Origin of the sequence: Paenibacillus sp. RUD330 (genome assembly GCF_002243345.2) — a bacterium.
GTDB lineage: Bacteria > Bacillota > Bacilli > Paenibacillales > Paenibacillaceae > Paenibacillus_O.
In genome coordinates this window covers 3879238-3903685 of record NZ_CP022655.2, presented here as the reverse complement: position 1 = coordinate 3903685, position 24448 = coordinate 3879238, and the positions used below count along the sequence as shown (strand labels likewise).

Genomic DNA, 24448 nt, shown 5'->3' with positions numbered 1-24448 from the left:
GGTAGCATGGACGAGTACATCGAGATCGACAAAGCCCAGATCCCGTACCAGTTTGAGATTGAGCTGACAGGCGAGCTGTACAGGATGGAGATCCAATACAACCCAGACTTTGATTTTTTCACGGTCGATCTCTACCGTGGCGACGAGTTACTCGCGACCGGGCAAAAGCTCGTTTACGGCGTACCGCTGTGGCGGGCAATCTGGGACGAGCGCTTCCCGGACGTTGCCATCGTACCGTACGACCTGGCGGAAAAGGAGACACGCATCACCTGGGACAACCTGGGGGAGAGCGTGTTTTTGTATCTGTACGAGGGGGCAGATGGCGATGAGTAACTTCGGGCGCGTCATTGAGGTCATGACGGCCGGCATGACGCTGCGGAGCGCCGACTTCAACATCGAAGGCAACGTTCCTTTTGATAACGACGCCGTCCCAAACGAGGCCGAGATCAAGGTCTGGAACCTCTCCAGCAGTACAGCCAGCAAGATCAAGCGCGGCGCGGTGTTGCTGCTCAAAGCCGGCTACACGGGGGACGTCGGCACCATCCTCCACGGCTACATCAGCAAGGTGGTTACGGTCCGGAGCGGGGCGGACAAGGTGACGACGATCCACGTCCTGGACGGCCCGGACCTGTCCGTTCGCAAGATCACGAGCAAGGCCTACGCCAAGGGCACACTCGGCAGCTACATTCTCCGGGATCTGGCCGGCATGCTTGGTCTGCCGATCGCGCAACTGGATCTCGTGCAGGATTATCGGTACATGGATGGCTACACCGCCGATGGCGAGATCGTCGACAAGATGGAGGATGTGGCCAAGGACTGCGGCACATCACTATTCGTCAACAAGGGCCGGCTCTACATCCGGAGCCTGAGGCGCGGCGCCGACAAGCTGTTCGCGCTGTCGCAGGCGACTGGCCTAATTGGCTCGCCGGAGCCGATGCAGGATGGAGCAATCAGCGGCTACACGGTGCGCAGCCAGCTACAGCATCGTATCACGACGGCCTCGGTCATCGATCTCAAATCCGAGTCGTTTACGGGCCGCCTGTACGTCCGCAGCGGACAGCACAGCTTTTCCCGGACTGGCGATTTTATCACGGAGATGGAGGCGATCCAATGACCCAGCGAGCGGACCCGGCAGCAGCCATCGCGCAGCTTATCCGTCGGTACGGTGACCAGGCAGCGGCGGCGGTGCGCGTCGCGCTGCCGTGCAAGGTGGTCTCCTTTGATACGGCCAAGATGACGGCCACCGTACAGCCGCTCATCAAGGATGGCAAGGAGCCGGCGCCGGTGACCGCACGGGTGTTGTCTCAGCGCCTCAGCTCCGGCGGCCAGCCGGTCGAGTACCGGACGGTCCTGATGGCCGGCGACACGGTCATGGTACTGTTTGCAGATCGGGAAATTAAAAACGCCTTCCAGGGGCGTGCGGCGGCACCGGACAGCGGGCGCCGGCACAGCCTGATGGATGGCGTCGTCATGGGGGTGTTTTTATGAGGGACTTGCGACTAGCCGCCGGTGACCTGCTGCTTGGCGATGACTTGGAGACGGTCAGCGGCCGCGAAGAGGTTGCGCAGAGCTGCAGCATCCTGCTAGGGACGAATCAGGGGGAGTGGTGGCTGAATCCCGCGCAAGGGCTTGATTTCGCGGCTGTGCAGGGCAAGGCGACTGATGATGAGATCCGCGACGCGGTGACGGCGGCGCTGCTGCAGGAGCCGAGGATCGAGACGGTCGACGCCGTGATGATCACACGCTACCGGCGCGCGCGGACGGTGGCCGTGGCCTTTATGGCGAGCGGCCGCGACGGATCGGTCGCATCGGAGGTGAGCATCGATGCTGGATAGTGCCGGCTTTAAGCGGCAGCGCTTTGCGGATCTCATCACGGACATGGAGGTCAAGGCCAAAGAGGCATATGGAGATGACGTCAACACCTCCGAGCGCTCCGTCCTGGGCATTCTTCTGCGCGTGGTGGCGTGGTTCTTGGCCTACCTGTGGAGCAACGCCGAGGACGTCTATAACAGCGGCTACAAGGACACGGCCGAGGGCGTCAGCCTGGACCGACTCGGCCCATACGTGGGCATCGAGCGCCGAGGGGCAGACTATGCGGCCGTACAGCTGCGGGTCACCGGTACGCCGCTCAAAATCGTCCCCGCGGGCTGGCGAGCGGCCACGGAAACGGGCGTCTACTTTGAGACGACGGACGAGGTGACGATTCCGGCCGGCGGCCATGTCCTCGCCTCTGCGCGCGCTGTCAGCGCCGGCCTGGCGGGCAACACGGGCGCCGGAACGATCACCATCCCGGCCAATCCAGATCCGGACATCACGGCCGTGACCAACCCAGCGGCAGCCAGCGGGGGCCGCGAGCGCGAGACCGACTTTGAGCTTCGGCAGCGCTGGGACTTGTCGGTCGCCAGCGGCGGCGCCAGCACGCTGGACAGCTTGCGGGCGGGGCTGCTGGACACGCCGGGCGTCCGCGCGGCGATCGTCGCCGAGAACTACACGATGCAGCCGGTTGCCGGCCGGCCGGCCAAATCCATCGAGGCGTACGTCCTGGGCGGCGCCGACGCGGACATCGGGCAAACGTTGCTGGGCAAAAAGGCGGCCGGTATCGAGCCTTACGGCTCCGTATCCGTGCAGGTGCTGGACGAAGGCGGCTTTGCGCACACAATGCGCTTTAGCCGGGCGACCGAGGTGCCGATCCGAATCCGGCTGACGCTCGCCGTCAACAACCGGTATCCGGCCGGTGGAGATGGCGACATCATCAGCGCGGCTATCCGGTACATCGGCGGCGAAGACAGCGACGGCCAACTATTCACCGGGCTCAACATGGGCGAGAGTGTCAAAGTGTCGCAGCTGATCGGCTCGGTGCTCTCCATCGCCGGCGTGACGGACGTGCAAGTCCAGCTCTCGCGCAACAATGGGGCGAGCTGGACCGGCAGCAATCTGACGCTGGCGGCGCAAGAGGTCGCGCAGACCTCGTACCAATGGATCGAGGTGACGCGTCCATGATCTCGGTCAAAGACTTGTTGCGCCGGCTGCCGGACTACTTTGACAAGCGCGCCGAGTCAACGCTCGGCCGGCTGCTGGGGATCGTCTCCGCGCAGCTGGCCGAGCTGGAGGCGACGCAAAACCAGATCCGCGAGTGGCGCGACATCGAGACGGCCAGGGGGCCGACGCTCGACCGGATCGGCGTCAACGTCGGCCAACCACGCGGGGTCGCCACCGATGAGGTCTACCGCATCCTCATCAAATCCAAGATCGCCCGCAACCGGTCGACCGGAGACATCAATACAATCATCCGGGTACTGTCGGTCGCCTTGTCGTGTCCGCCGTCGGATATCCAAATCGAAGAGATGTGGGCATCGGCAGCACCGGAGCCGGCGACGATCTCGCTCATCAAGCTACCCATGAAACAACTCAACGCAGCCGGCATGGATCTGATGCAATTCGCGCGGATCGTACAGCGCGCCGTCGCAGCCGGCGTTCGAGTAGGAGCCATAGAGTTAAGCGGGACATTTTCATTCGCCGGCGATGACGTGACATCGTCTCCGCAAGGATTCGCTGACCTATCCGGCGCCGCCGGTGGCACGCTCGGTGCCGTATATGCCCCGAGCAACAGCACCGACTTACCTATCTAGGAGGAGAGACTATGGCATTTAACGAAAAGCTGCCCAAGTGGGATGCTCCCGGCACGGAGCCGCCGGATAGCAAAAAGGTGGAAGGGTGGAAACCGAATGACCATCCGCCGGCAGATTATTTCAATTGGTTGCAGCATCAGACCTTCCTCGTGACCAAGGAGTTGCAGGAAAAGGCTGCTGAAAAGTCTGTATTGGATACGCATGCAACTGCGAATTCTGCCCATGGCGCAACGAGCGCAGCGACAGCGTCGCGCATCATGCAACGGGATTCATCAGGCCGTGCCAAGGTAGCGGCTCCAGCAGCCGCCGATGATATCGCCCGAAAAGATACCGTTGATACGCATGCAAACGCGACAATGGGCGTACACGGCGCTACTAACGCCGCAACCCCCAGTACGATTCCGATCCGGGACGCTTCAGGGCGCTTCCAGGTCGCGGCCCCTGTGCTGGCTGCGGAGGTAGCCCGCAAAGACACGGTGGACATGGCCGTGCAGCCCCTGCAAGCCGATCTGGCCAACACTGCCTTGGTTCCTCTCTCCTTGGCACCTGGGCAGCAAATTGTAACCGTGCCACGGGACACGCCCTTTAACGTGCTGAGCATGAGGGGGCGCACACTGGTTAACCTGCTCGGTCGAGACGGCAACTGTGAATCCATCGCTCCGTTTGCTTATGGAACTGGAGCCGCCGTGCCAAGTACAGTCGCAACCTCTTCGGCTGACGCTACTATCGGGACACTGGGAATCCGGCTTACTTGGAGTACGTCCAATATGGGAGCGTCCTATTTTCGGGGCCGCCCTATTACAAGCTTGGAGGCGGGCAAGCGATACGTAGCCCTGATGGACGTTAAAACAGATGGATCGGGAATAACAGGCCGACTAGCCGTGCGCCGCGCCGGAGGGGCGTACTGGTCTGGGAACATCATCTCAACGGGGGCCAGCCCAAGCTGTCTGTACTTTGTGGCTGAGGGCGGCGAGTCCCATATCGGGATGTTCGCTACTGTCAATAACGTGGCAGGTAGAGTCGGGTTCGATGCTATCCGTTGCTACGAAATCTCACAAACGGAGTACAATGCGCTATCGTCCATGACCCCGGCGCAGATCGCCGCCAAGTACCCGTATGTGGATGACGTCAAAAACGTAAACGGGGTTTATGTTCGAAAACCGGGCCTTAACCTCATTCCTCCATTTAGCGAATGGAATCTCAATGCATCGGCGAGTTTTACGGAACCGTACAGGCTAACGCTTACCACAGCGGGGAATAACTACACTTCCTACGTGCTAGTCGATGTCGTACCGAATACGGATTACACATTGATGGGGGATTTTACAGGCTACGTCGGCATTTATACTGCCGATGGCTCTTCAGCTATTATGTCCTATAATCAAGTAGCTTCCGGAGTGGCGAAAACGTTTAATACGGCCTCGAACACTCAGATTCGAATCTATTACTCCAACGCAGCCCTAGGCGCGGGCACGTATACGCTGTCAAATCTGATGCTGTCCCTTGGTTCGTCTGCTTATGCTTTTGTACCAAAGGACGAGCAGTATGTCTTTTACCCTGATGTCAATTTGGCCTCAAATGTGGACGGCAGCGTCTACGACGAGCTGTACACGGACAGCAATGGACATGCACGGATTAAGCGGATGTTTAAGTCAATGGATTTGTCGGGTGATATGCCTTGGTTATTTGGGGAATCGCTCACAGGAGCAAAGAGGGTATACTCACTCATGCCGCAAAGCGCTTGGATAGGTACTATCACGAAGTTTGACGGCGCAATAATTGGGAAATTATACCCCGCAGTTGCGGCAGATCAGATGTATATAACATCTGCCAACAATTTGCACGTTACCATTTTCAACACTGACTCCGGTTGGGGTGACAACTACACGCCAACAACGGACGAGATCAAGGCCTACTTCTACGGATGGAAAATGGGGGTCTGGGATAGCCCTGGGACAGTGTACAACGGTACAGGAACTAAAGCATGGACGACGCGTCGAGATGGATGGTACTACAATCAAACATCGACGCTTCCTACAACACCGTCATCAAACATTGATCCAAACTCTACTTGGCAAAATTACCGTCTCCAATACCAGCTCGCATCTCAAGCAGACGAGCCGACTCGTTCCGAGGGCGCCATCATGCTCAACGAGGGGACCAATACAATTGAGGTCGGTACGGGGGCTGTTGTGAAAGAGCGAGCGAATCCATCAGGCGCTACTATTTATTCAAACCGACACCTGAACTTTAAAGATGGCGCTAATGTTAATATCCCGTCAGGCAACCAATTTAAGAATAGAGCTAAATCTATCATCGCTATATATAAAAATAGATTGCTCGATAAACTTTGGACTGCCTATGCTGGAATTTCGGACGGCTCAGCTTACGGTTCTGCAAGGGCTGATATCTTCGAGAACAACATTGACGTGTCGGCCGTCTACGAAGTGACCTATCTTGCTCTCGACACCTATCAGATCGGCATTGCTCCTTCGCTTGTTTCAGGCCAGTACGCTCCAAATGCCCGAGAGGTCACGGACGGATTGGTCAAGGCTGCCGGGCAACTGGCGACGAGGGTGGCGGTGTTGGAAAATGGAACGGCGCAGGCCAAGCAGCCGCAATGGATAACGCCAACGCTGCTTAATGGGTGGCAGCCATACGCAAATTTAGATCGTTACAAACCGCAGTATAAAAAAGTGGGGAATACGTTGCAAATAAAAGGGGTTGTTTGGGGGGGCGCTATTTTTAACCCAATCTTCTACCTGCCCAAAGAGATGCGCCCGGTGTCCACGTATCATGGTCCCGTTACGGCTGTTATAAATGGTACCTATGTGACGCCAAGTAACCTCTGCGTAGACCCTGACGGTAGAGTCTTTATCAGCGTTAACGCGGCCACAACCACTTCCGGAGACAACTATAACTATATCAATGCAATCCTGCCATTGGATTAGGGAGGTTCAAATGAAAGAAGCCATAATTACAGACCTTAACGGCCTGCTCGTAGACGTCGCCCTAGTGGACGACCGCGAGACGGGCTATTTGCCGATTTACGATACACAAGCAGACGACGGCGAGCCGCAGCTGCGCGGCTACCGCGTCGCGCTGCCCGTCCCTGGCGGGCTACACAGGCCGCGCTTCGACCGCGAAGCCTATGACGTTCACCTGGAAGCCCTGGAGGCGTACACGGACGATCTGGCGGCCTGGGAGGGACTGCCGGAGGACGAGCGAGGCGACCCGCCGACAGCGCCGGATACCCCGGCCTTTTGGACTGAGGGGCTGACGCCGGAAGAGATCGAGGCGCTGCAGCCGGGGCCGTCGAAGCCGTCGCCGATCGAGCAACTGCAGGCAGACAATACCTTGCTGCTGCTCGACCTGGCGGAGACACAGGCCAGGCAGGCACAGGCGGAGCAGGACAATGCACTCCAGCTCCTGACGATTGCGGAGCTGGAGTGCCGGCAGCAACAAACCGAACAGGACTATGCGGCGCTGCTGCTGGCGCTCGCTGAAGGGGAGGTGAGATAGGCATGGACTGGTATGCAACGATCAAGAGGTACTATGACCTGAGCTGCTACACGCCAGCTCAGGTGCAACGCTTTGTCACCTTGGGTAAAATCACGCAGGAGCAGGCTGATACGATCATTGGAGCAGAGAGCGCCGCATAGGCGCTCTTTTTGCTGAGAGGAGAAGGTGAGCATGGGTATCCCAGAAGCACAGCTGCAGGCAATTGCACATCAGGTTGTTAAGTTGGAGACGCTGCAGGAAGTCAATAACAAGGCCTTGACCGACATGGCCAGCAGCGTCAGCCGGCTCGTGGATCGGCTCGACAAGTCGGACGACACGGCGCGGGAGGCAGATCAGCGGGCCAGGGCAGCGCATCATCGGATCGACGAGGTCCGGGCGAGCATCGACGGTATTAAGCAAGGACAGCGCTGGCTAATCACAACATCATTCGGACTCATTGGCCTGGCGGCGTCGCTGCTGGGCCTTGTTATTAAATTTGTTCAATAGGGAGCGATGAACATGGATTGGACTCTTATCAATGGACTTATCCGGCCGGAGCTGGCCGGCGTGCTGGCCGTATGCTGGATCGCGGGGTATGTACTCAAGCGGACGCCGAGGGTACCGGACTGGTCGATTGTCTACGCCGTGACAGCGGTCGGGATCTTCATGACCTGCCTGCTACTCGGCTCGGCGGTCGAGGGCATCATTCAGGGCGTCCTGTGCGGCGCCGTGGCCGTTTATGGCAATCAGCTCTACAGACAGACGGCCCAAGCCGTGAAAGGGGATGATGCAGATGCAGGCACGAAATAATAAGAACGCCCAGGGGATCGACGTATCACGGTACCAAGGCACGATCGACTGGAACAGGGTGGCGTCGGACGGGATCTCCTTCGCCTTTCTCAAGGCCAGCCAGGGAGTCAGCTACCGGGATCCGCAGTTCTTGGCCAACGTTCAGGGAGCCCGAGCGGCCGGCCTGGCCATCGGCGCCTATCACTTCCTGGATGCCGAGTCTCCCGCGGAAGCAATCAAGGAAGCGCAGAACCTGTACAGCGCCATCACAGCAGTTGGCGGGCCGGACAAGTTCATCCTGCCCCCAGTGCTGGACCATGAGTCCAACCCCGGCAAGCTGAGTAAGGCGGAGCTGACGGGCGTCGCCAAGGCGTTCCTGCTGGAGATTGAGAGGCTGACCGGCCGCAAGCCGATTCTGTACACCGGCAACAGCTTTGCCGGCAATTTCAGCGCCGAGCTGGCGGCCTATCCGCTATGGGTGGCGCGCTACAGCACGGCGGCGCCGGCAGACGTGTCGGGGTGGTCGCGCTGGACGTTCTGGCAGTATTCGGACGGCAAGGACGGCGGGACACGGCCGAGCGGCGGTCGGAAAGTTGCAGGAATCGCCGGTCCGGTGGATTTGAACGAATACGCCGGCACGCCCGCCGAGCTGCTGGCTCAGTTTCATCCGGCGCCGCCAGCTGCTGAGATCGTGCCGAAGGTCGTGCGTCTCGCGGACAACAAGCTGCTGGCCATTGGCCGGATCGAGGACGGCAAGCTAGTCGCGCCGGTGGCCGACGTGCTGCAGGCGCTGGGCATCAAAGTCCAGTGGGATAACGCGACAAAGAAGCTGTATGTATGACAAAAGCCCGCTGACCGTTGAGGTCGGCGGGTTTTTTTGTTCAGCGGCTCAATTTGTAAAGCAAATACTGATTAAGAGACGTCCCTTCTTGATTTGCTCTTGAAATAAGCTCCCGGTGCAAGGATTTCGGCAGCCTGAGAAGAATCTTGCCGCTAAAGTCATCCTGAGGCTCGGGGATCGGATCGCCGTATTCAAGCTTAATTTCGATGTGATCTTTCAATACAGTCTGCAGTTCCTCATATGCTTCAGCCCAGGTCGCAGCAGTAGTATGGCAGCCGTCCAATTCTTTGACGTTTGCGTAATAATAAGGCTCATTTTCGTCAGGTTCGAGTCGGACTTGAAACGTATAGGGTAGGGACAGGTAGTAATTTAAGTCCTTTTTCTTTTCCATAAAGTTGGCTAAGATAGAAGGGAAGGAAATCGGGGGATTTCTCCCCCGCGAGGTTAACCCTCGTACCTTCTGAGCGCGTCCTGTACTGCCTTGGGGTTGACGGGATTTTCGCGCTTAACCGTTGTGAGAAGTCCTTTTGCATTCCGGAAGTGGTGGTGCGAGCTCCGAACTCGTACTTCCTCGTACCCGGCGTGCAGGAGGACTTTTTTCACTTCTTCGAAGGTAATTCCTTTCGGTTGATTTCTCATCTTCTGGATGAGTTTTTCTATCTTGGCCATGTCTCACCTCCTGTATATATAATATCACATACGATATCAAAATGCAAGAGTGGATATGTATTAATTCCCAAGCGCTTGAGATTTTCAGTGATTAAAGAACTATTTTGCTGAGTCCTAAGACCTGTTAAATGAAGTTAAAACTGATAAAATATCTCAATGCAAATAGAAATATTTTTACCTTCGACATAGTTCGACTAAATGTGCGCAATCAAAATACGAAGTACTGAATAGAGATATATACTGGGAGTGATATTTAGGACCGGAAGTGCAGCTTACGCTGCAGGTCGATTGCAACATTGCCACTCACCATTTATAGACGTAGAAATCGCCCATATCCCTTTCAAAAATAAGGGATAGTGCTTTCAACATTAAATGGTTTGCCGGAGCGCCTCGATTGTTCTCCAGATTAGATATAAAGCTCTGTTTGACCTTGATTCCAAATTTTGAATCAAGAAGCTGACATAGCTCTATCTGGGTGATGCCTTCAGCTCGGCGAATGGATTGCAACCGACACTTCACGATCTCAAGTGTCACGTTACCCTCTCCATATCTTTAATGAGTCAAAAGGATGACTACATTATAATACATTAAAGGATGGGTTCGATGAACATCAAGACAAACGTTTTAATTCTAAGAGAAATCAGAAAGGCAAGGGGGTTGTCAGCTCAGTCGGTAGCGGAGACATTGCATATCTCCAAGACAACTCTACTAAGATTAGAAAGGCGGCCTGACTCAATGCTCCCATCAATAGCTTTGGCTCTAGCGGCTATCTATAGCGTATCAATTGATGATTTGGACTTTACGTGTGCAAAAAATGTGTAAAAAAAATATGGAATCAAGCCGATTCATCCAGATTCTCGAAAAAGCTAATTAAAAGAAAAAATCCCGCAATCCCTTGATATATAAGGGTTTGCGGGATTTTGAACGGTTACCAAACTGATTCAATCTTGAGCAAATGGCGTCCCGGAAGGGATTCGAACCCCCGACCGTGCGCTTAGAAGGCGCATGCTCTATCCGACTGAGCTACCGGGACATTGGGAAGCCGGACAGCTGATGCTGCGGACCTCGAAAAATGATACTTCCTGATACTACAGGAATAACTTGCATAAATCAAGCTTTTTGGGAACTGTTTTTTCAACCGGTTTCACAGAGGCATCCCAAGGCCTTCCGAACGCTTGGAGCAGGCCTAAAGTTCTCCTTTTGAGTACGGCATGTTATAATTGACGCGTAATTTGGTGAATAATTGGCGTCAGAGACAACAAGGCGGTGGTATCATTACGACTTCCAACGATTTTCCCCGCGAGGAGAAAGAACATAATGTCTATCTGCTGCCCGGGACGCTCGATCACTATCAGGAGCAGCTGACGCGGATGCTCGAAGCCGAGCAGTATGGAGAGGCCAAGAGGCTGCTCCAGTTCCTTCTGCAGACGCGCGGCGAGCAGCGCAACTATGAGGAATGGGAAAATCTTCTGGCTTGGCTGGAAGCGGCCTTTCCCGATACGGGGGACAGGGAGGAGGAAGATCCCGACGAGGAGGAGCTTCGCCAGGCTGCGCTGTCGGGCGGGGATCAGGACGAATCTTACGTGCAGCAGGTTCTGTATATCATGAAGAACCACCCGATGCTCGACCAGCAGCTGCTCGCGCTCGAGAGGGCGGCTCATCTGCGGAGCCCCGAGGTCGACGACTCGATTATCGGCTGGCTGGAGGAAGAGAAGCTTCATCCCGCCGTCCAGTACAAGGCGCTGCAGTGCCTGAAGCGCAGAGGCGTGGCCGGGACCGTCCGGCTGGAGCGGCTCGGCGAGCGGGTCGAGCTGGAGATCGAGCGCACCCCGCTCTCTCTTGAGGATTACCCCGTCCCGGTGCGGCGCATCGTGGAGAGGGTGGAGGGGGTGGCCGAGACGGCGGATCCGACGCTCCCGCATTTTGCCCGCGAGCTGTGGAAGGAATGCCTGCAGTACCTCTACGGCAGCTCGGCCTACGAGCGCATGCTGAGCAAGGAAGAGGCCGTAGTCGACAGCCATGCGGCGGCGCTTCACCTCACCCTGCTGCTGGCTGTGTACGGCTCGGCGGATGAAGACGAGATCAGGCATACATACGGCATTACCGGTGAGCTCCGATTCCGTTACGAGCAGGCTTGCCGCTCCCTGCGCCAAATAACGGATTTGCAGGAAGGATACGGCGAACGCTGACTTCTCTTGTAATCGATGGGCGGATTCATTATAATGGAGTGGTTTATTACACGTGTATATTCGGCGCAAGGCGCCTATTTTTTGGAGGGGACAGCATAAATGGCAGCTACTTGGGAGAAAATAGAAACGAACGTCGTCTCGATCGACGTTGAAGTCGGAGCGGAGCAAGTCAAGGACGCTCTCGACCAAGCATTCAAGAAAGTCGTAGGCCGCGTGAACGTTCCGGGCTTCCGCAAAGGCAAAGTACCGCGGGGCATGTTCGAATCCCGCTTCGGCGTGGAGAGCCTCTACCAGGACGCGATCGACATCCTGCTTCCGACGGCTTATGCCGATGCCCTCAAGGAAACGGGCGTAGAGCCGGTTGACCGCCCTGAGATCGACATCGAGCAGTTCGCCAAGGGCGAATCCTTCAAGTTCAAGGCAAAAGTAACCGTCAAGCCTGAAGTGAAGCTTGGCGATTACAAAGGCGTCGAAGTTGCTGCGGCTGATGCCGAAGTAACCGAGGAAGAGCTGAGCGCGGAGCTGGATCGCCTTCAGCAGCGCCATGCCGAGCTGGTTGTCGTTGAAGAAGGCGCTTCCGAGAACGGCGACGTTACCGTCATCGATTTCGAAGGCTTCGTCGACGGAGAAGCTTTCGAAGGCGGACAAGCCGAGCGTTACACGCTTGAGCTGGGCTCCAACTCCTTCATCCCGGGCTTCGAGGAGCAAGTCGTGGGCATGGCGACGGGAGACTTCAAGGACGTTGAAGTGACCTTCCCCGAGGAATACCATGCAGAGAACCTGGCCGGCAAGCCTGCCGTATTCAAGGTCAAGCTGCACGAAATCAAGCGCAAGAACCTGCCTGCCCTGGACGACGAGTTCGCCAAGGACGTGAGCGAGTTCGATACGCTTGAAGAGTTCAAGCAGGATCTGTCCTCCAAGCTCAAGGAGCGCAAGCAGCAAGAGAGCGAGCAGGCTCGCGAGAACGCTCTCGTCGACAAGGTCGCCGAAGCTGCCGAAGTTGAAATTCCGGAAGCGATGATCAACAGCGAAGTGGACTTCCTGCTCCGCGACTTCGAGAACCGCATCCGCCAGCAAGGCCTGAACATGGACCTGTACTACCAGTTCTCCGGCCAGGATGAAGCCGCTCTGCGCGAGCAGATGCGCGCCGATGCCCAGAAGCGCGTCCTGAACAACCTTGTTCTGGATGCCATCGCGAAGCAAGAGAACATCGAGATCTCCGAGGAAGAAGTCGGCGAAGAGCTCGAGAACCTGTCCAAATCGTACAACCGTCCGGCAGCCGAGCTGCGCGAGATCTTCGAGCGCAACGGCAACCTCGACAACATGAAGGAAGACCTGAAGCTTCGCAAGACGATCAAGTTCCTTCTTGACAACAGCAAAGTCGCAACCGAAGTCGCTTAATAAACCGGCGGCAAAGGAAGCATCCCGTAAGGCACGTCATTCGCACGTGCCTTATTTTTACCACATAAGCTTTAGGAGTGAACGCTTCGGCATGGATTGCGCTGCCGAAGGAATGGGGGAGTTCCCCCATACATAAGATTCAACACAGCCGGAACTTCGCGTTCCCCGGGCCTGCCTGCAAAAATGACAGGGGATGTCCGAACGTGATAAAATGGTCGTGTATCTGAATTCCACAATGGAAAGTAGGTTGGTCGCATGAATTTGGTCCCTATCGTAGTCGAACAGACAAACCGCGGTGAACGATCTTACGATATCTATTCCCGTCTCCTCAAGGACAGGATTATCTTTCTTGGCAGCGCCATCGACGATGACGTCGCCAATTCCATCATCGCCCAGCTGCTCTTCCTTGCGGCTGACGATCCGGAGAAGGATATCCACCTGTACATCAACTCGCCCGGCGGTTCGGTTACGGCCGGCATGGGTATTTATGATACAATGCAATTCATCAAGCCGGACGTATCCACAATCTGCGTAGGCATGGCCGCCAGCATGGGGTCCCTGCTGCTGACCGCAGGAGCCAAGGGCAAGCGCTTCTCGCTTCCCAACAGCGAGGTCATGATCCATCAGCCGCTGGGCGGCGTTCGAGGCCAGGCTTCGGACATCAAGATCCATGCGGATTGGATTCTCAAGACCAAGCAGAAGCTGAACCAGATCTATGTCGACCGAACAGGACAGCCTTACGAGAAAATCGACCGCGACACCGACCGCGACAACTTCATGAGCGCGGACGAAGCTCAGGCATACGGTCTGATCGACAAGGTTATTGCCGTTCCGGAAGCCGCAGTTCTGTAACATCTTCCTCCAAGGGGTGATCAAGTGTTTAAATTCAACGAAGAAAAGGGCCAGCTCAAATGCTCGTTCTGCGGCAAGTCCCAGGATCAAGTACGCAAGCTGGTTGCCGGTCCCGGCGTTTATATATGCGATGAATGCATCGAGCTGTGCACGGAGATCGTCGAAGAAGAGCTCGGCCACGAAGAAGAGCTCGATCTGAAGGATATTCCGAAGCCGAAGGATATCCGCGCCATCCTGGACTCCTACGTCATCGGCCAGGAAGCCGCGAAAAAATCGCTGTCCGTAGCGGTATACAACCACTACAAGCGCGTCAATTCCCAGAACAAGCTCGAAGACGTGGAGCTGCAGAAGAGCAACATCATGCTCGTCGGTCCTACAGGCTCCGGCAAGACGCTTCTGGCGCAGACGATGGCCAAGATCCTCAACGTTCCGTTCGCGATTGCCGACGCGACTTCCCTCACGGAAGCCGGCTATGTGGGCGAGGACGTCGAGAACATCCTTCTCAAGCTTATTCAGGCCGCCGATTACGACGTCGAGAAGGCCGAGCGCGGCATCATCTACATCGACGAAATCGATAAAGTGGCCCGCAAGTCCGAAAATCCATCCATTACCCGCGACGTGTCCGGCGAAGGCGTGCAGCAGGCGCTGCTCAAAATCCTCGAAGGCACCGTGGCATCCGTTCCGCCACAGGGCGGACGCAAGCATCCGCATCAGGAATTCATCCAGATCGACACGACGAATATCCTGTTCATCTGCGGCGGCGCGTTCGACGGCCTGGAGCAGATCATCAAGCGCCGCATCGGCAAGAAAGTGATCGGCTTCAGCACCGGCGCGGACGGCACCAAAGACATGAAAGCCGGGGAGTACCTTTCGCTCGTGCTGCCGGAAGATCTGCTGAAATTCGGCTTGATTCCGGAATTCGTCGGCCGGCTTCCGGTCATCTCGACTTTGGAGCCGCTTGACGAGCCGGCTCTGGTGCGCATCCTGTCCGAACCGAAGAATGCTCTCGTGAAGCAGTACCAGAAGCTTCTGGAGATGGACAATGTGAAGCTGGAGTTCGATGCAGGCGCCCTGGACGCCATCGCGAAGGAAGCGATCAAGCGCAACACCGGCGCTCGCGGCCTCCGCGCCATCATCGAAGGCATCATGCTGGAGATCATGTACGAAGCTCCTTCACGCGAGGAGATGAGCACCTGCGTCATCACGGAGAAGGTTGTCCAAGACCGGGTCATTCCGGAGCTGACCGCCAAAAAGGGCAAGAAAAAAGAAGAAAGCGCCTGAGTTGAAGGGACATAACATCCTTCGATGACGGGCTTCAAGCCTTAACTCTCGTCATCGTTCCACCCTGCCGGACCTTTTTTTCAGAGGTCCTCGCAGGGTGGACTTTGGCGTTTCATAGGGAGAGATCATAATGTATTCTCGCAAAGACACCGTGCCCGTCCGAGTAGGGGATCTGACGATCGGGGGCAGCAACGAAGTCATCATCCAGAGCATGTGCACGACCAAGACCGCGGATGTTGAAGCCACAGTAGCGGAGATTCTCCGTCTGGAGGAAGCCGGCTGCCAGATCGTCCGGGTTACGGTCAACAACAAGGAAGCGGCGGAAGCGATCAAGGAGATCAAGAGCCGCATCCATATTCCGCTCGTCGCCGACATTCACTTTGATTACCGGCTTGCCTTGCTGGCGATCGAGAACGGGGTGGACAAGGTCCGCATCAATCCCGGCAACATCGGCCGCCGCGAGAAAGTCGAAGCGGTCGTCAAAGCCTGCAAGGACAAGGGCATTCCGATCCGGATCGGTGTCAACGCAGGCTCCCTGGAAAACCATCTGCTGGAGAAGTACGGCTATCCGACTCCCGAAGCGATGGTAGAGAGCGCGCTCTTCCATATCGGCATCCTGGAAGAGCTCGATTTCCATGACATCATCGTATCGCTCAAGGCTTCCGACGTGCCGATGGCGATCGCGGCCTACAGCATGGCGGCCGAGAAAATCAAGTATCCGCTCCATCTGGGCATTACCGAAGCGGGCACGCTCCATTCCGGCACGATTAAGAGCTCGGCCGGCATCGGCGCCCTGCTCGCTCTCGGCATCGGCAACACCGTGCGCATCTCGCTGAGCGCGGACCCGGTCGAAGAGGTCAAGGTCGCGCGCGAGCTGCTGAAGACATTCGGACTCATCACCAATGCGGCGACGCTCATCTCCTGTCCCACTTGCGGCAGGCTGGATATCGACTTGTTCTCCATCGCCAATGAAGTGGAGGAGTACATCTCCAAGATCAAGGTTCCGATCAAGGTGTCGGTCCTCGGCTGCGCCGTCAACGGTCCCGGCGAAGCCCGCGAAGCCGATATCGGCATCGCCGGCGCGCGCGGGGAAGGCATGCTTTTCCGGTATGGAGAGATGATCCGCAAAGTTCCCGAGCAGGAGCTGCTCTCGGAGCTCAAAAAGGAAATCGACGAAATCGTCCGCGTGTTCGAGGCGACGGGAGAAATTCCGGGACGCAAGGAGCATCTGCCTGCGTAAGCTGCACGTGAAGACGGTCATGACCGGCCAGCCCTAGCGCTGCCGGTTTTTTTCGTGACCAGATCCAAGAGAGAAGGGTTGATCTTGAGCAAGCTTTCGAAGAGACAGACTATCCTTTATATGGCTTTTCTCATTCTCGTATGGGGCATCAACTGGCCGCTGTCCAAGGCGGCCCTTCAATTCAGCCCCCCTCTGCTGTTCGCAGGTCTGAGGACGCTGCTCGGGGGACTGATCCTGTGCGCCGTCGCCGCTCCCAGGTGGAGGCAGCTGCGGCTGAAGTCGAACTGGATCTATTATGCGGCAGCCGGCGTGCTCAACATCACGTTGTACTACGGGCTGCAGACGGTCGGTTCTCCAATACATGCCGGCCGGCATTTTCTCCGCGATCGTATTCCTGCAGCCGGTCCTGCTGGGAATCGCAGCCTGGTTATGGCTGGGTGAAGGCATGCACGGGTCCAAGCTGGCCGGCCTGCTGGTCGGCTTCGCCGGCGTGGCCGTCATCAGCGTCGGCAGCATCAGCTCCGGATTATCGCTCGAAGGCGTGCTGCTGGCGCTCGCCTCGGCGCTGAGCTGGTGCATCGGAACGGTCTACATGAAGCGGGTCGGGGGCCGGGTCGATATCATATGGATGACCGCCATGCAGCTTCTGATCGGCAGCGTCCTGCTGTTCGCTTCCGGCGCAGCCGCATCGGAATCTTACGCCGCTATCCGCTGGACGGGAACCTTCTGGCTGGAGCTCGTCTTTATCTCTGTATTTGTCATCGCGCTCGGGTGGCTGACTTTCTTCACGCTGGTCGGTTCGGGGCAGGCGAGTACAGTCGGGGTATACACCTTCCTCATTCCGGTCGTGGCCTTGATCGTCAGCGTGCTGTTCATGGGAGAGCAGGTGACGGTTCGGCTCGTCGCGGGGCTTGCGCTGGTGCTGGCCAGCATCGTGCTCGTGAACCGGGGGCCGGGACGTAAAAAAGAGAAGACGAACCCGAAGCCGGCGGCGTCTTAACGACAACGGAGCGCATGCCGGCGGGCATGCTTTTTGATGTTTTCCATTAGCGACCCCTTGAGCGGCATGCTCTTTTAAGCAGGCGTACGCATCGGCCCCCTGACCGGTATGTTCTTTTAGCAGGCGTACGCATCGGCCGCATGAGCGGCATGCTCCTATCAGCTGCGTCTGCTGGATTCGCCGAAGCTCAATCCGGCTTGCCCGAGAGCTGCAGAGGGATTCGAGGGTGTCCGGAGCTGCGATTCGGATTGAATCTAATTCGGAAGGTCGGATTTAAACCTGGCGCCGCAGGCAATACTATCCGGTATGGGTCTTTTATTCCGGAAACGCTTGAGAGGAGCGGGTAAGCATGACGTTAAGCTTGTTTTTGATGCTGGTCCAGGTATTTTTCGCTGTCGTAATCGGGGTCTACTTTTGGAATATGCTGCGCAGCCAGCGCACGAACCGGTCCGCCGTGGACAAGGAATCGCGCAAGGAAATGGATAAGCTGCGGAAGCTTCGCTCCATCTCGCTGACGAAGCCGCTTGCCGAGAAGACGCGTCCGCAGACGATGCAGGACATCGTCGGGCAGCGCGACGGCCTTCGCGCGATGAAGGCGGCGCTCTGCAGCGCCAATCCCCAGCATGTCATCGTCTACGGTCCGCCGGGAGTCGGCAAGACGGCCGCAGCCCGGGTCGTGCTGGAGGAAGCGAAGAAAAATCCGACTTCCCCGTTTCTCGCGGAAGCGAAATTCACGGAGATCGACGCCACGACGGCCCGCTTCGACGAGCGCGGAATCGCCGATCCTCTGATCGGCTCCGTGCATGATCCGATCTACCAGGGGGCCGGAGCGATGGGCGTGGCCGGCATTCCGCAGCCGAAGCCGGGCGCCGTGACGAAGGCGCATGGAGGCATGCTGTTCATCGACGAAATCGGGGAATTGCATCCCATCCAGATGAATAAACTGTTAAAGGTTCTGGAGGACCGCAAGGTTTACCTCGAGAGCGCCTACTACCACTCCGAGGATCACAACATTCCGATGTATATCCACGATATTTTCCAAAACGGCCTGCCGGCGGATTTCCGCCTTGTCGGAGCGACGACCCGATCTCCGCAGGATTTGCCGCCGGCGCTCCGTTCCCGCTGCATGGAGATTTACTTCCGGCCGCTGCTGCCGGAGGAGATCGGAGAGATCGCCGACAACGCGGTGAAAAAAATCGGCTTCGCTCCTTGCCCCGAGGCGGTGGATGTGGTGAAGCGCTATGCGACCAACGGCCGCGAAGCGGTCAACATCATCCAGCTTGCCGCCGGCCTTGCCTTGTCGGAGAAGCGGGAAGGCATCAGCGCCGCCGATATCGAGTGGGTCGTGAACAGCAGCCAGATCCCGCCGCGTCCGGACCGCAAGATTCCCGCTGCGCCGCAGGTCGGCTTCGTCAATGGCCTTGCCGTATACGGCCCCAATATGGGCACCCTGCTGGAGATCGAAGTCAGCGCGATCCCGGCCGCTTCCGGCAAAGGCGCCTTCACCATTACGGGTGTCGTCGACGAAGAAGAGCTTGGAGGCGGACAGCGGACGCTCCGGCGCAAGAGCATGGCCAAAGGCTCCGTGGAAAATGTCATCACGATGCTTCGCCGCATCGGCATGAGGCCGCATGACTTCGATCTCCACATCAACTTCCCGGGCGGCACGCCGATCGACGGACCGTCGGCGGGAATCGCCATGGCGACCGCGATCACATCCGCCATACGCGGCATACCGGTGGACCACCGGATCGCGATGACCGGGGAAGTGGGAATCCACGGCAACGTCAAGCCCGTCGGCGGCGTGCTGGCCAAGGTGGAGGCCGCCTTCCAGGCCGGTGCCGACACGGTCTATATTCCGAAGGACAACTGGCAAGAGATTTTCGCGGGCTTGAACGGACTGCGGGTGATCCCGGTCGATCGGGTGGAGGAAGTGTTCCAGACGGTCTTCCCGCAAGGATTCATGGCGGAGGAAGCCGTGGAGGACATTTCCGAGCCGGCTCCGATCAGCGATCTGTTCCTGACGCCGCAGGTACCCTATTTGCAGGCGGATTCTCGGGAATGATACAATAGGGGGACTATCTAAATGGGAGGTGTTGGCATGGGACCTGCCAAAGGAAGAAGCCGCAGGCTGCCGCTGCTCCCGCTTCGGGGGCTGCTTGTATACCCTAGCATGGTGCTTCATCTGGATGTGGGAAGGGAGAAATCGGTCAAGGCGCTTGACCGGGCCATGCTCGACGATCATATGATCCTCCTCTGCTCGCAATCGGAAGTGAATATCGAAGAGCCGACCGAAGAGGATATTTACCGAATCGGCACCATCGCCCGGGTGCGTCAGATGCTGAAGCTGCCCAACGGCACGATCCGGGTGCTGGTCGAAGGCGTTACGAGGGCGGAAATCCAGGACTACGTCGCCCGCGAGGAGTGTTACGAGGTGTCGATCCGGGAGCTTCCGGAAGAGGAATCGACCGATCCGGAGATCGACGCCCTCATGCGCACGGTGCTGAACCAGTTCGAGCATTACATCACGCTGTCCAAGAAAGTCACTCCCGAAACGCATGCCGCCGTGTCGGATATCGACGAGCCCGGCCGTCTGGCCGATGTCATAACGAGCCATCTGTCGCTCAAGATCAAGGACAAACAGGAAATTCTCGAGACGGTGGACGTCCGCGCCCGGCTGGAGAAGCTGCTGGATTTCCTGAACAACGAGCGCGAGGTGCTGGAGCTGGAGCGCAAGATCAGCCAGCGCGTGAAGAAGCAGATGGAGAAGACGCAGAAGGAATACTATCTCCGTGAGCAGATGAAGGCGATCCAGAAGGAACTCGGAGACCGCGAGGGCCGTGCGGGAGAAGTCGAGGAGCTGCGCTCCCAGCTGGAAACCGCCGAGCTTCCCGAAAAGGTGAAGGAGAAGGTCGAGAAGGAAATCGACCGTCTGGAGAAGATGCCGGCGTCCTCGGCCGAGGGCGGCGTCATCCGCAATTATATCGATTGGCTCTTATCGCTGCCTTGGGGCAAAGCGACCGAGGACGACCTTGATCTCGCCAAAGCGGAGGAAGTGCTGGACGAGGACCATTACGGTCTGGAGAAGCCGAAGGAGCGGGTGCTCGAATATTTGGCGGTCCAGAAGCTCGTCCAAAAGCTGAAGGGACCGATCCTTTGCCTGGTCGGGCCTCCCGGAGTGGGCAAAACTTCGCTCGCGCGCTCCATCGCCAAGTCGCTCGGACGGGAGTTCGTCCGCATATCTCTCGGCGGCGTCCGGGATGAGGCGGAGATCCGCGGCCATAGGCGCACGTATGTCGGCGCCATGCCGGGACGGATCATCCAGGGAATGAAGAATGCCGGGTCGATGAATCCGGTATTCCTGCTCGATGAAATCGACAAGATGGCTTCTGATTTCCGGGGCGACCCGGCTTCCGCTCTGCTGGAGGTGCTGGATCCGGAGCAGAACGGGACGTTCAGCGACCATTTCGTCGAGGTGCCGTTCGACCTTAGCTCGGTCATGTTCGTGACGACGGCCAATGCGCTGCACAACATTCCGCGGCCGCTGCTCGACCGGATGGAAGTTCTCTATATCCCGGGGTACACGGAGCTCGAGAAGAGCCAGATCGCGCGCCGCTATCTCATCCCGAAGCAGAAGAGGGAGCATGGCTTGAAGGAGGAGCAGCTGGAGATCGAGCCCGAGGCGCTCCTGCAGCTGATCCGCGAGTATACGCGGGAATCCGGCGTCCGCAATCTCGAGCAGCAGATCGCGGCGATATCCCGCAAAGCGGCCAAAAGGCTCGTAGCCCAGACGGAAGGCGAAGCGATCCGGGTCGACGAGGCCGTCATCAAGGAATGGCTGGGGCCGGCCAAGTTCCGCTACGGCATGGCCGAAGCGGAAGACCAGATCGGCGCCGTAACCGGCCTTGCCTGGACCGAGGTCGGCGGCGATACGCTCGTCATCGAGGTGACGGTGCTGCCGGGCACGGGCAAGCTTACGCTTACCGGCAAGCTCGGCGATGTCATGAAGGAATCGGCGCAAGCCGCCTTCAGCTATACCCGCTCCCGGGCGGATGAGCTCGGCATCGATCCCCAGTTCCATGAAAAGAACGATATCCACATCCATATTCCCGAAGGCGCGATTCCAAAGGATGGACCTTCGGCGGGCATCACGATGGCGACTGCCCTGATATCGGCTCTTACCGGCCGCAAGGTGGATAAGAAAGTCGCCATGACCGGCGAGATCACGCTCCGGGGCCGTGTGCTGCCGATCGGCGGCCTCAAGGAAAAATCGCTTGCCGCCCATCGGGCAGGCATCCGCAAGGTGCTGCTGCCGTTCGACAACGAGCGCGATCTGCGGGATATCCCGGACAGCGTGCGCGAAGATATGGAATTCGTTCCCGTCGCGCATATGGATGAAGTCGTCCGCCATGCGCTGCTGCCGGTAGAGGACGGAACAAGCGGCGGCCAGGCCGCCGCAGAAGAGAAAGCAGGGACCCCGATTTTATGAAGATTACGAATGCAGAATTTATCATCAGTGCGGTTCAGCCGCATCAATATCCTATCGACGCCTTGCCGGAGATTGCTCTGGCAGGGCGTTCGAATGTCGGAAAATCTTCTCTGATCAATAAACTCATCATGCGCAAGAATCTGGCTCGTACAAGCTCCCAGCCGGGCAAAACGCAGCAGCTGAATTATTACAAGGTCAACGAGGCTGTCTATTTCGTCGATTTTCCGGGATACGGCTATGCCAAGGTATCCAAAACCGAACGCGAAGCCTGGGGCAAAATGATCGAACGTTATTTGCAGGGCCGCGAGGAGCTGAAGCTCGTCCTGCTCGTCGTCGATATCCGTCATGCGCCGAGCAAGGACGACGTGCTCATGTTCGACTGGCTCAAGCATTATGACATTCCTTTCTGCATCGTCTGCACGAAGGCGGACAAGATTCCCAAGAGCCAATGGGACAAGCAGATCAAGCTGGTCAAGCAGACGCTCGGCGCAAGCGCGGGCGACCAGGTCGTTTTGTTCTCCTCTGAAAAGGGTAATGGAAGAGACGAATTATGGAGCGTAATCGCGTCCGCGGCAGGATATGAGGGAGAAGTACTTCAAGGAACGCCGGAATCGTAAGCATTTTGCATCTTTCTTGACGCCAATCACGGTTCCTTGCGGATAATTCTGAAATTCGGCGGATAATCGCGGCCGGCCGGCAGGAATCGTTTGAGCCGATGCCGTATAATGGTTGTAGGTAATTTATTTGCCCGAGGATGCGGAAAAAGCGTTCGAAGCCGGAATAGTGGCAACGGTCGCCTTTGAAGACGGATTTCCCTCCTTAGAAATCTAATCAAGGAAATCCGGGTTCAACAGCGATTGAAGGCTCGAACGGTTTGGAGCGAATGCCAGCGGGCAGTGAACATGGCAACCATAGCTTCGAAGAACAAAGAATTGAGGAGATTTTTATGGCTCAGCGGATAGCCACCGAGTACGTTCAAGCCAAACTGCGACTGACACGCGATGAGATGACCCGATTCCTCCGTTTTTTTGACGAGCAGCAAGTACGCCTTGGCGTCAAGGTGCTCGATAACGGCAGCCATGAGGCGGTTCTCGAAGACTGTGCAGGGAGGGAAGAAGTCCGCTTTGTATTCCAGCAGGATGAAGATCGATTTGTATGCGAGTGGTCCTGCCGCATCACCAACGTCGCGCTCACCAATGCGCTTCGCAAGGCCGTCTCCGCCTTCAAGGGCGACGCCGTCGTCAAACGCATCTACAGCCATTATACGATGTCGTATCAGTATGTAGCAGGCGCCGTGCATCAGATCGCCGAGCTGACCGCCAAGGGCAGCCGCATCGTGTACCAGTTCAAGGACACGCTGGGCGAGCTTGAGCGGGCTTTCCGCCTCCAATCGGTGGAGGGGGAGATCCAGTGGATCCAGCAGGCCGTCAACGAGCTGCTCGATCGCCGCATCGATGCTGCAGGCGCAGCCGAGAAGCTGGAGATAGACCGCAGCCTCAAGCTGTATTCCGACCGGCTTTTCGCTCTCGAGGCCTGATTCCGACCGCTTTTTCCGATGCCGCCTGCGGGCGGCTTTTTTCATGCCTCCGCCTTTTGGGGGGCGTCTTCGGACATGCGGCTGGAGAAGGGCTGTCCGCGTGCGGGAAAACGGGGGATTTTTAACAGAAAAAAAGGTTGCATTTCCTATAGATAGATGGTATTTTTAATTTCGTTGAAAAAAACCCAATATAGGAACCAGGATTCACTCAGGACATGGATATGTTGCGAGAGAGAGTTATCCCTCGGGAAGTGAATGACGTAGGTCCTAGCGGATGAAATTTTTAATCATTTTATTCCTAGGAAGGGGGAGCCGGAAGATGGAATATTCGACTTTCGGAAGACATGTTGCGGTTGATGCTTGGGGAGTAGACTTCGAACTCATTAACAACGCAGAGTTTCTGCAAGCCCACATGGTAGAGGCTGCTGAAGCCTGCGGAGCATCTGTGCTCTCGGTACAGGCAAAACAATTTGAGCCCCAAGGCGCAACCGTATTGGTGCTCTTATCGGAAAGCCATCTCTCGATTCACACGTATCCAGAAAGAGGCTTTGCTGCTCTTGACTGCTACACCTGCGGTGAGACCGTGGACCCACAGCTGGCGATCGATTACATGCTGGCCGTGCTGAAACCTAAAGCCACTCACGCGAAGAAGCTGATTCGCGGAATGGGTGAGCTGCAAGTTGTAGAACCGGAAATGAAACAAATCGAGCTGGTTTAAAATCCAGCCTGCTGTACAAATAACCATGGGAAGGCTCCATGGTTATTTTTTTTAAGCCTGGAATAGAGAAGCGGCTGCGGGCCTAAACTAGACAATGGATGAAATGGATTGTCCTTGCCGGAATGGGCTTCTTGCCCGGGGCAGCGGAGACAGGGACGGACTTGCCCGGCGGAAGCCGACTCGTCTGATGCCGTCAAGAGATTTCCTTCCTTTTGGAGGGGCCGGTCAAAAAAACGTCATAACTTGAGTCTTCTCTCCCAAAAAACTATGTTATAATAATTCTAAATTAGTTGCTCGGACAAGGCAGCTTAG

At 57.2% G+C, this 24448-nt stretch carries 26 protein-coding genes, 1 tRNA gene and 1 pseudogene; 24 read left to right on the top strand and 4 right to left on the bottom strand.

The features are described from left to right. Positions 1-6: 6 nt before the first annotated feature. From CIC07_RS17770 to CIC07_RS17715, 12 genes are all read left to right on the top strand, one after another. The gene (locus CIC07_RS17770; RefSeq protein ID WP_076354200.1) at positions 7-333 is read left to right on the top strand and encodes a phage baseplate plug family protein; all 327 of its coding nucleotides are present in this window, start codon (positions 7-9) and stop codon (positions 331-333) included. After that, the gene (locus CIC07_RS17765) at positions 326-1114 is read left to right on the top strand and encodes a phage protein (RefSeq protein WP_076354202.1); all 789 of its coding nucleotides are present in this window, start codon (positions 326-328) and stop codon (positions 1112-1114) included. The genes CIC07_RS17770 and CIC07_RS17765 overlap by 8 nt, the downstream gene beginning before the upstream one ends. Then, a complete protein-coding gene (locus tag CIC07_RS17760) occupies positions 1111-1488 on the top strand; it encodes a Gp138 family membrane-puncturing spike protein (RefSeq protein WP_076354204.1) in 378 nt (125 codons plus the stop codon). The genes CIC07_RS17765 and CIC07_RS17760 overlap by 4 nt, the downstream gene beginning before the upstream one ends. Next, the gene (locus CIC07_RS17755; RefSeq protein WP_076354206.1) at positions 1485-1835 is read left to right on the top strand and encodes a contractile injection system sheath initiator; all 351 of its coding nucleotides are present in this window, start codon (positions 1485-1487) and stop codon (positions 1833-1835) included. The genes CIC07_RS17760 and CIC07_RS17755 overlap by 4 nt, the downstream gene beginning before the upstream one ends. A gap of 124 nt (positions 1836-1959) precedes the next feature. Next, positions 1960-3000 (top strand): baseplate J/gp47 family protein, encoded by a 1041-nt coding sequence (locus CIC07_RS17750; RefSeq protein ID WP_240923484.1) that lies wholly within the window; start codon positions 1960-1962, stop codon positions 2998-3000. Continuing rightward, complete coding sequence (locus CIC07_RS17745) at positions 2997-3629, top strand: hypothetical protein (protein ID WP_076354210.1); 633 nt, start codon at positions 2997-2999, stop codon at positions 3627-3629. The genes CIC07_RS17750 and CIC07_RS17745 overlap by 4 nt, the downstream gene beginning before the upstream one ends. 11 nt (positions 3630-3640) lie before the next feature. Then, positions 3641-6580 carry a hypothetical protein gene (locus tag CIC07_RS17740; RefSeq protein WP_094248130.1) on the top strand — a complete coding sequence of 980 codons (2940 nt, stop codon included), beginning with the start codon at positions 3641-3643 and terminating at the stop codon, positions 6578-6580. A 10-nt stretch (positions 6581-6590) separates the two neighbouring features. Then, entirely contained in the window at positions 6591-7151 is a 561-nt protein-coding gene (locus CIC07_RS17735; RefSeq protein ID WP_076354214.1) for a hypothetical protein, read from the top strand. Positions 7152-7153: 2 nt separating this feature from the next. Then, a complete protein-coding gene (locus tag CIC07_RS17730) occupies positions 7154-7291 on the top strand; it encodes an XkdX family protein (RefSeq protein WP_083687887.1) in 138 nt (45 codons plus the stop codon). 31 nt (positions 7292-7322) lie between these two features. After that, the gene (locus tag CIC07_RS17725; RefSeq protein ID WP_076354216.1) at positions 7323-7637 is read left to right on the top strand and encodes a hypothetical protein; all 315 of its coding nucleotides are present in this window, start codon (positions 7323-7325) and stop codon (positions 7635-7637) included. Between the two features lie 12 nt (positions 7638-7649). Next, complete coding sequence (locus tag CIC07_RS17720; RefSeq protein ID WP_094248129.1) at positions 7650-7940, top strand: phage holin family protein; 291 nt, start codon at positions 7650-7652, stop codon at positions 7938-7940. Continuing rightward, positions 7924-8760, top strand: coding sequence for a GH25 family lysozyme (locus tag CIC07_RS17715; RefSeq protein ID WP_076354220.1), 837 nt, complete (start codon positions 7924-7926; stop codon positions 8758-8760). Before CIC07_RS17720 ends, CIC07_RS17715 begins: the two co-directional genes overlap by 17 nt. 40 nt (positions 8761-8800) lie before the next feature. On the opposite strand, the gene CIC07_RS17710 is transcribed toward CIC07_RS17715, so the two are convergent. The 3 genes from CIC07_RS17710 to CIC07_RS17700 all read right to left on the bottom strand — a co-directional run bounded on the left by CIC07_RS17710 (position 8801) and on the right by CIC07_RS17700 (position 9963). After that, on the bottom strand, positions 8801-9151 hold the full coding sequence (locus CIC07_RS17710; protein WP_076354222.1) for a type II toxin-antitoxin system HicB family antitoxin: 351 nt from the start codon (positions 9149-9151) through the stop codon (positions 8801-8803). A gap of 53 nt (positions 9152-9204) precedes the next feature. Next, a complete protein-coding gene (locus CIC07_RS17705; RefSeq protein ID WP_076354224.1) occupies positions 9205-9429 on the bottom strand; it encodes a type II toxin-antitoxin system HicA family toxin in 225 nt (74 codons plus the stop codon). A gap of 303 nt (positions 9430-9732) precedes the next feature. Next, the gene (locus CIC07_RS17700) at positions 9733-9963 is read right to left on the bottom strand and encodes a helix-turn-helix domain-containing protein (RefSeq protein ID WP_076354226.1); all 231 of its coding nucleotides are present in this window, start codon (positions 9961-9963) and stop codon (positions 9733-9735) included. A 60-nt stretch (positions 9964-10023) separates the two neighbouring features. On the opposite strand from CIC07_RS17700, the gene CIC07_RS25875 reads away from it, so the two are divergent. Further along, on the top strand, positions 10024-10251 hold the full coding sequence (locus CIC07_RS25875; RefSeq protein WP_083687888.1) for a helix-turn-helix domain-containing protein: 228 nt from the start codon (positions 10024-10026) through the stop codon (positions 10249-10251). Positions 10252-10385: 134 nt separating this feature from the next. Here CIC07_RS25875 and CIC07_RS17690 read toward each other — a convergent pair. Beyond that, positions 10386-10462 (bottom strand) — tRNA-Arg (locus tag CIC07_RS17690). Positions 10463-10664: 202 nt separating this feature from the next. Between CIC07_RS17690 and CIC07_RS17685 the strand changes: the two genes are divergently transcribed. From CIC07_RS17685 to speD, 11 genes and pseudogenes are all read left to right on the top strand, one after another. Then, positions 10665-11618, top strand: a complete 954-nt coding sequence (locus CIC07_RS17685) for a hypothetical protein (protein WP_234992870.1) — start codon at positions 10665-10667, stop codon at positions 11616-11618. 99 nt (positions 11619-11717) lie between these two features. After that, positions 11718-13019 (top strand): trigger factor, encoded by a 1302-nt coding sequence (tig, locus tag CIC07_RS17680; RefSeq protein ID WP_076354230.1) that lies wholly within the window; start codon positions 11718-11720, stop codon positions 13017-13019. 255 nt (positions 13020-13274) lie between these two features. Then, a complete protein-coding gene (clpP, locus tag CIC07_RS17675; protein ID WP_076354232.1) occupies positions 13275-13871 on the top strand; it encodes an ATP-dependent Clp endopeptidase proteolytic subunit ClpP in 597 nt (198 codons plus the stop codon). A 24-nt stretch (positions 13872-13895) separates the two neighbouring features. After that, the gene (clpX, locus tag CIC07_RS17670) at positions 13896-15152 is read left to right on the top strand and encodes an ATP-dependent protease ATP-binding subunit ClpX (protein ID WP_076354234.1); all 1257 of its coding nucleotides are present in this window, start codon (positions 13896-13898) and stop codon (positions 15150-15152) included. 130 nt (positions 15153-15282) lie between these two features. Next, positions 15283-16392, top strand: coding sequence for a flavodoxin-dependent (E)-4-hydroxy-3-methylbut-2-enyl-diphosphate synthase (ispG, locus tag CIC07_RS17665; RefSeq protein WP_076354261.1), 1110 nt, complete (start codon positions 15283-15285; stop codon positions 16390-16392). A gap of 84 nt (positions 16393-16476) precedes the next feature. Continuing rightward, positions 16477-17392 (top strand): annotated as a pseudogene (locus tag CIC07_RS17660) (DMT family transporter). Between the two features lie 349 nt (positions 17393-17741). Continuing rightward, positions 17742-19457, top strand: coding sequence for an ATP-dependent protease LonB (gene lonB / locus CIC07_RS17655; RefSeq protein WP_076354263.1), 1716 nt, complete (start codon positions 17742-17744; stop codon positions 19455-19457). 36 nt (positions 19458-19493) lie between these two features. Further along, complete coding sequence (gene lon, locus CIC07_RS17650) at positions 19494-21881, top strand: endopeptidase La (protein WP_094248128.1); 2388 nt, start codon at positions 19494-19496, stop codon at positions 21879-21881. Further along, positions 21878-22498 (top strand): ribosome biogenesis GTP-binding protein YihA/YsxC, encoded by a 621-nt coding sequence (yihA, locus tag CIC07_RS17645; protein ID WP_076354267.1) that lies wholly within the window; start codon positions 21878-21880, stop codon positions 22496-22498. The genes lon and yihA overlap by 4 nt, the downstream gene beginning before the upstream one ends. A gap of 329 nt (positions 22499-22827) precedes the next feature. Further along, complete coding sequence (locus CIC07_RS17640) at positions 22828-23418, top strand: non-ribosomal peptide synthetase module (RefSeq protein ID WP_076354269.1); 591 nt, start codon at positions 22828-22830, stop codon at positions 23416-23418. A gap of 319 nt (positions 23419-23737) precedes the next feature. Then, positions 23738-24136, top strand: a complete 399-nt coding sequence (speD, locus tag CIC07_RS17635) for an adenosylmethionine decarboxylase (protein ID WP_048749595.1) — start codon at positions 23738-23740, stop codon at positions 24134-24136. The last annotated feature ends 312 nt before the right edge of the window (positions 24137-24448 follow it).

Bases quoted from the DNA above. Each gene is read 5' to 3' on its own strand.
- ispG (WP_076354261.1), top strand. From the start codon at position 15,283: ATGTATTCTCGCAAAGACACCGTGCCCGTCCGAGTAGGGGATCTGACG.
- lon (WP_094248128.1), top strand. From the start codon at position 19,494: ATGGGACCTGCCAAAGGAAGAAGCCGCAGGCTGCCGCTGCTCCCGCTT.
- CIC07_RS17765 (WP_076354202.1), top strand. From the start codon at position 326: ATGAGTAACTTCGGGCGCGTCATTGAGGTCATGACGGCCGGCATGACG.
- CIC07_RS17740 (WP_094248130.1), top strand. From the start codon at position 3,641: ATGGCATTTAACGAAAAGCTGCCCAAGTGGGATGCTCCCGGCACGGAG.
- tig (WP_076354230.1), top strand. From the start codon at position 11,718: ATGGCAGCTACTTGGGAGAAAATAGAAACGAACGTCGTCTCGATCGAC.
- yihA (WP_076354267.1), top strand. From the start codon at position 21,878: ATGAAGATTACGAATGCAGAATTTATCATCAGTGCGGTTCAGCCGCAT.
- CIC07_RS17705 (WP_076354224.1), bottom strand. From the start codon at position 9,429: ATGGCCAAGATAGAAAAACTCATCCAGAAGATGAGAAATCAACCGAAA.
- CIC07_RS17745 (WP_076354210.1), top strand. From the start codon at position 2,997: ATGATCTCGGTCAAAGACTTGTTGCGCCGGCTGCCGGACTACTTTGAC.
- CIC07_RS17760 (WP_076354204.1), top strand. From the start codon at position 1,111: ATGACCCAGCGAGCGGACCCGGCAGCAGCCATCGCGCAGCTTATCCGT.
- CIC07_RS17710 (WP_076354222.1), bottom strand. From the start codon at position 9,151: ATGGAAAAGAAAAAGGACTTAAATTACTACCTGTCCCTACCCTATACG.
- CIC07_RS17735 (WP_076354214.1), top strand. From the start codon at position 6,591: ATGAAAGAAGCCATAATTACAGACCTTAACGGCCTGCTCGTAGACGTC.
- lonB (WP_076354263.1), top strand. From the start codon at position 17,742: ATGACGTTAAGCTTGTTTTTGATGCTGGTCCAGGTATTTTTCGCTGTC.
- CIC07_RS17715 (WP_076354220.1), top strand. From the start codon at position 7,924: ATGCAGGCACGAAATAATAAGAACGCCCAGGGGATCGACGTATCACGG.
- CIC07_RS17720 (WP_094248129.1), top strand. From the start codon at position 7,650: ATGGATTGGACTCTTATCAATGGACTTATCCGGCCGGAGCTGGCCGGC.
- clpP (WP_076354232.1), top strand. From the start codon at position 13,275: ATGAATTTGGTCCCTATCGTAGTCGAACAGACAAACCGCGGTGAACGA.
- CIC07_RS17755 (WP_076354206.1), top strand. From the start codon at position 1,485: ATGAGGGACTTGCGACTAGCCGCCGGTGACCTGCTGCTTGGCGATGAC.
- CIC07_RS25875 (WP_083687888.1), top strand. From the start codon at position 10,024: ATGGGTTCGATGAACATCAAGACAAACGTTTTAATTCTAAGAGAAATC.
- CIC07_RS17770 (WP_076354200.1), top strand. From the start codon at position 7: ATGGACGAGTACATCGAGATCGACAAAGCCCAGATCCCGTACCAGTTT.
- CIC07_RS17725 (WP_076354216.1), top strand. From the start codon at position 7,323: ATGGGTATCCCAGAAGCACAGCTGCAGGCAATTGCACATCAGGTTGTT.
- CIC07_RS17640 (WP_076354269.1), top strand. From the start codon at position 22,828: ATGGCTCAGCGGATAGCCACCGAGTACGTTCAAGCCAAACTGCGACTG.
- CIC07_RS17730 (WP_083687887.1), top strand. From the start codon at position 7,154: ATGGACTGGTATGCAACGATCAAGAGGTACTATGACCTGAGCTGCTAC.
- speD (WP_048749595.1), top strand. From the start codon at position 23,738: ATGGAATATTCGACTTTCGGAAGACATGTTGCGGTTGATGCTTGGGGA.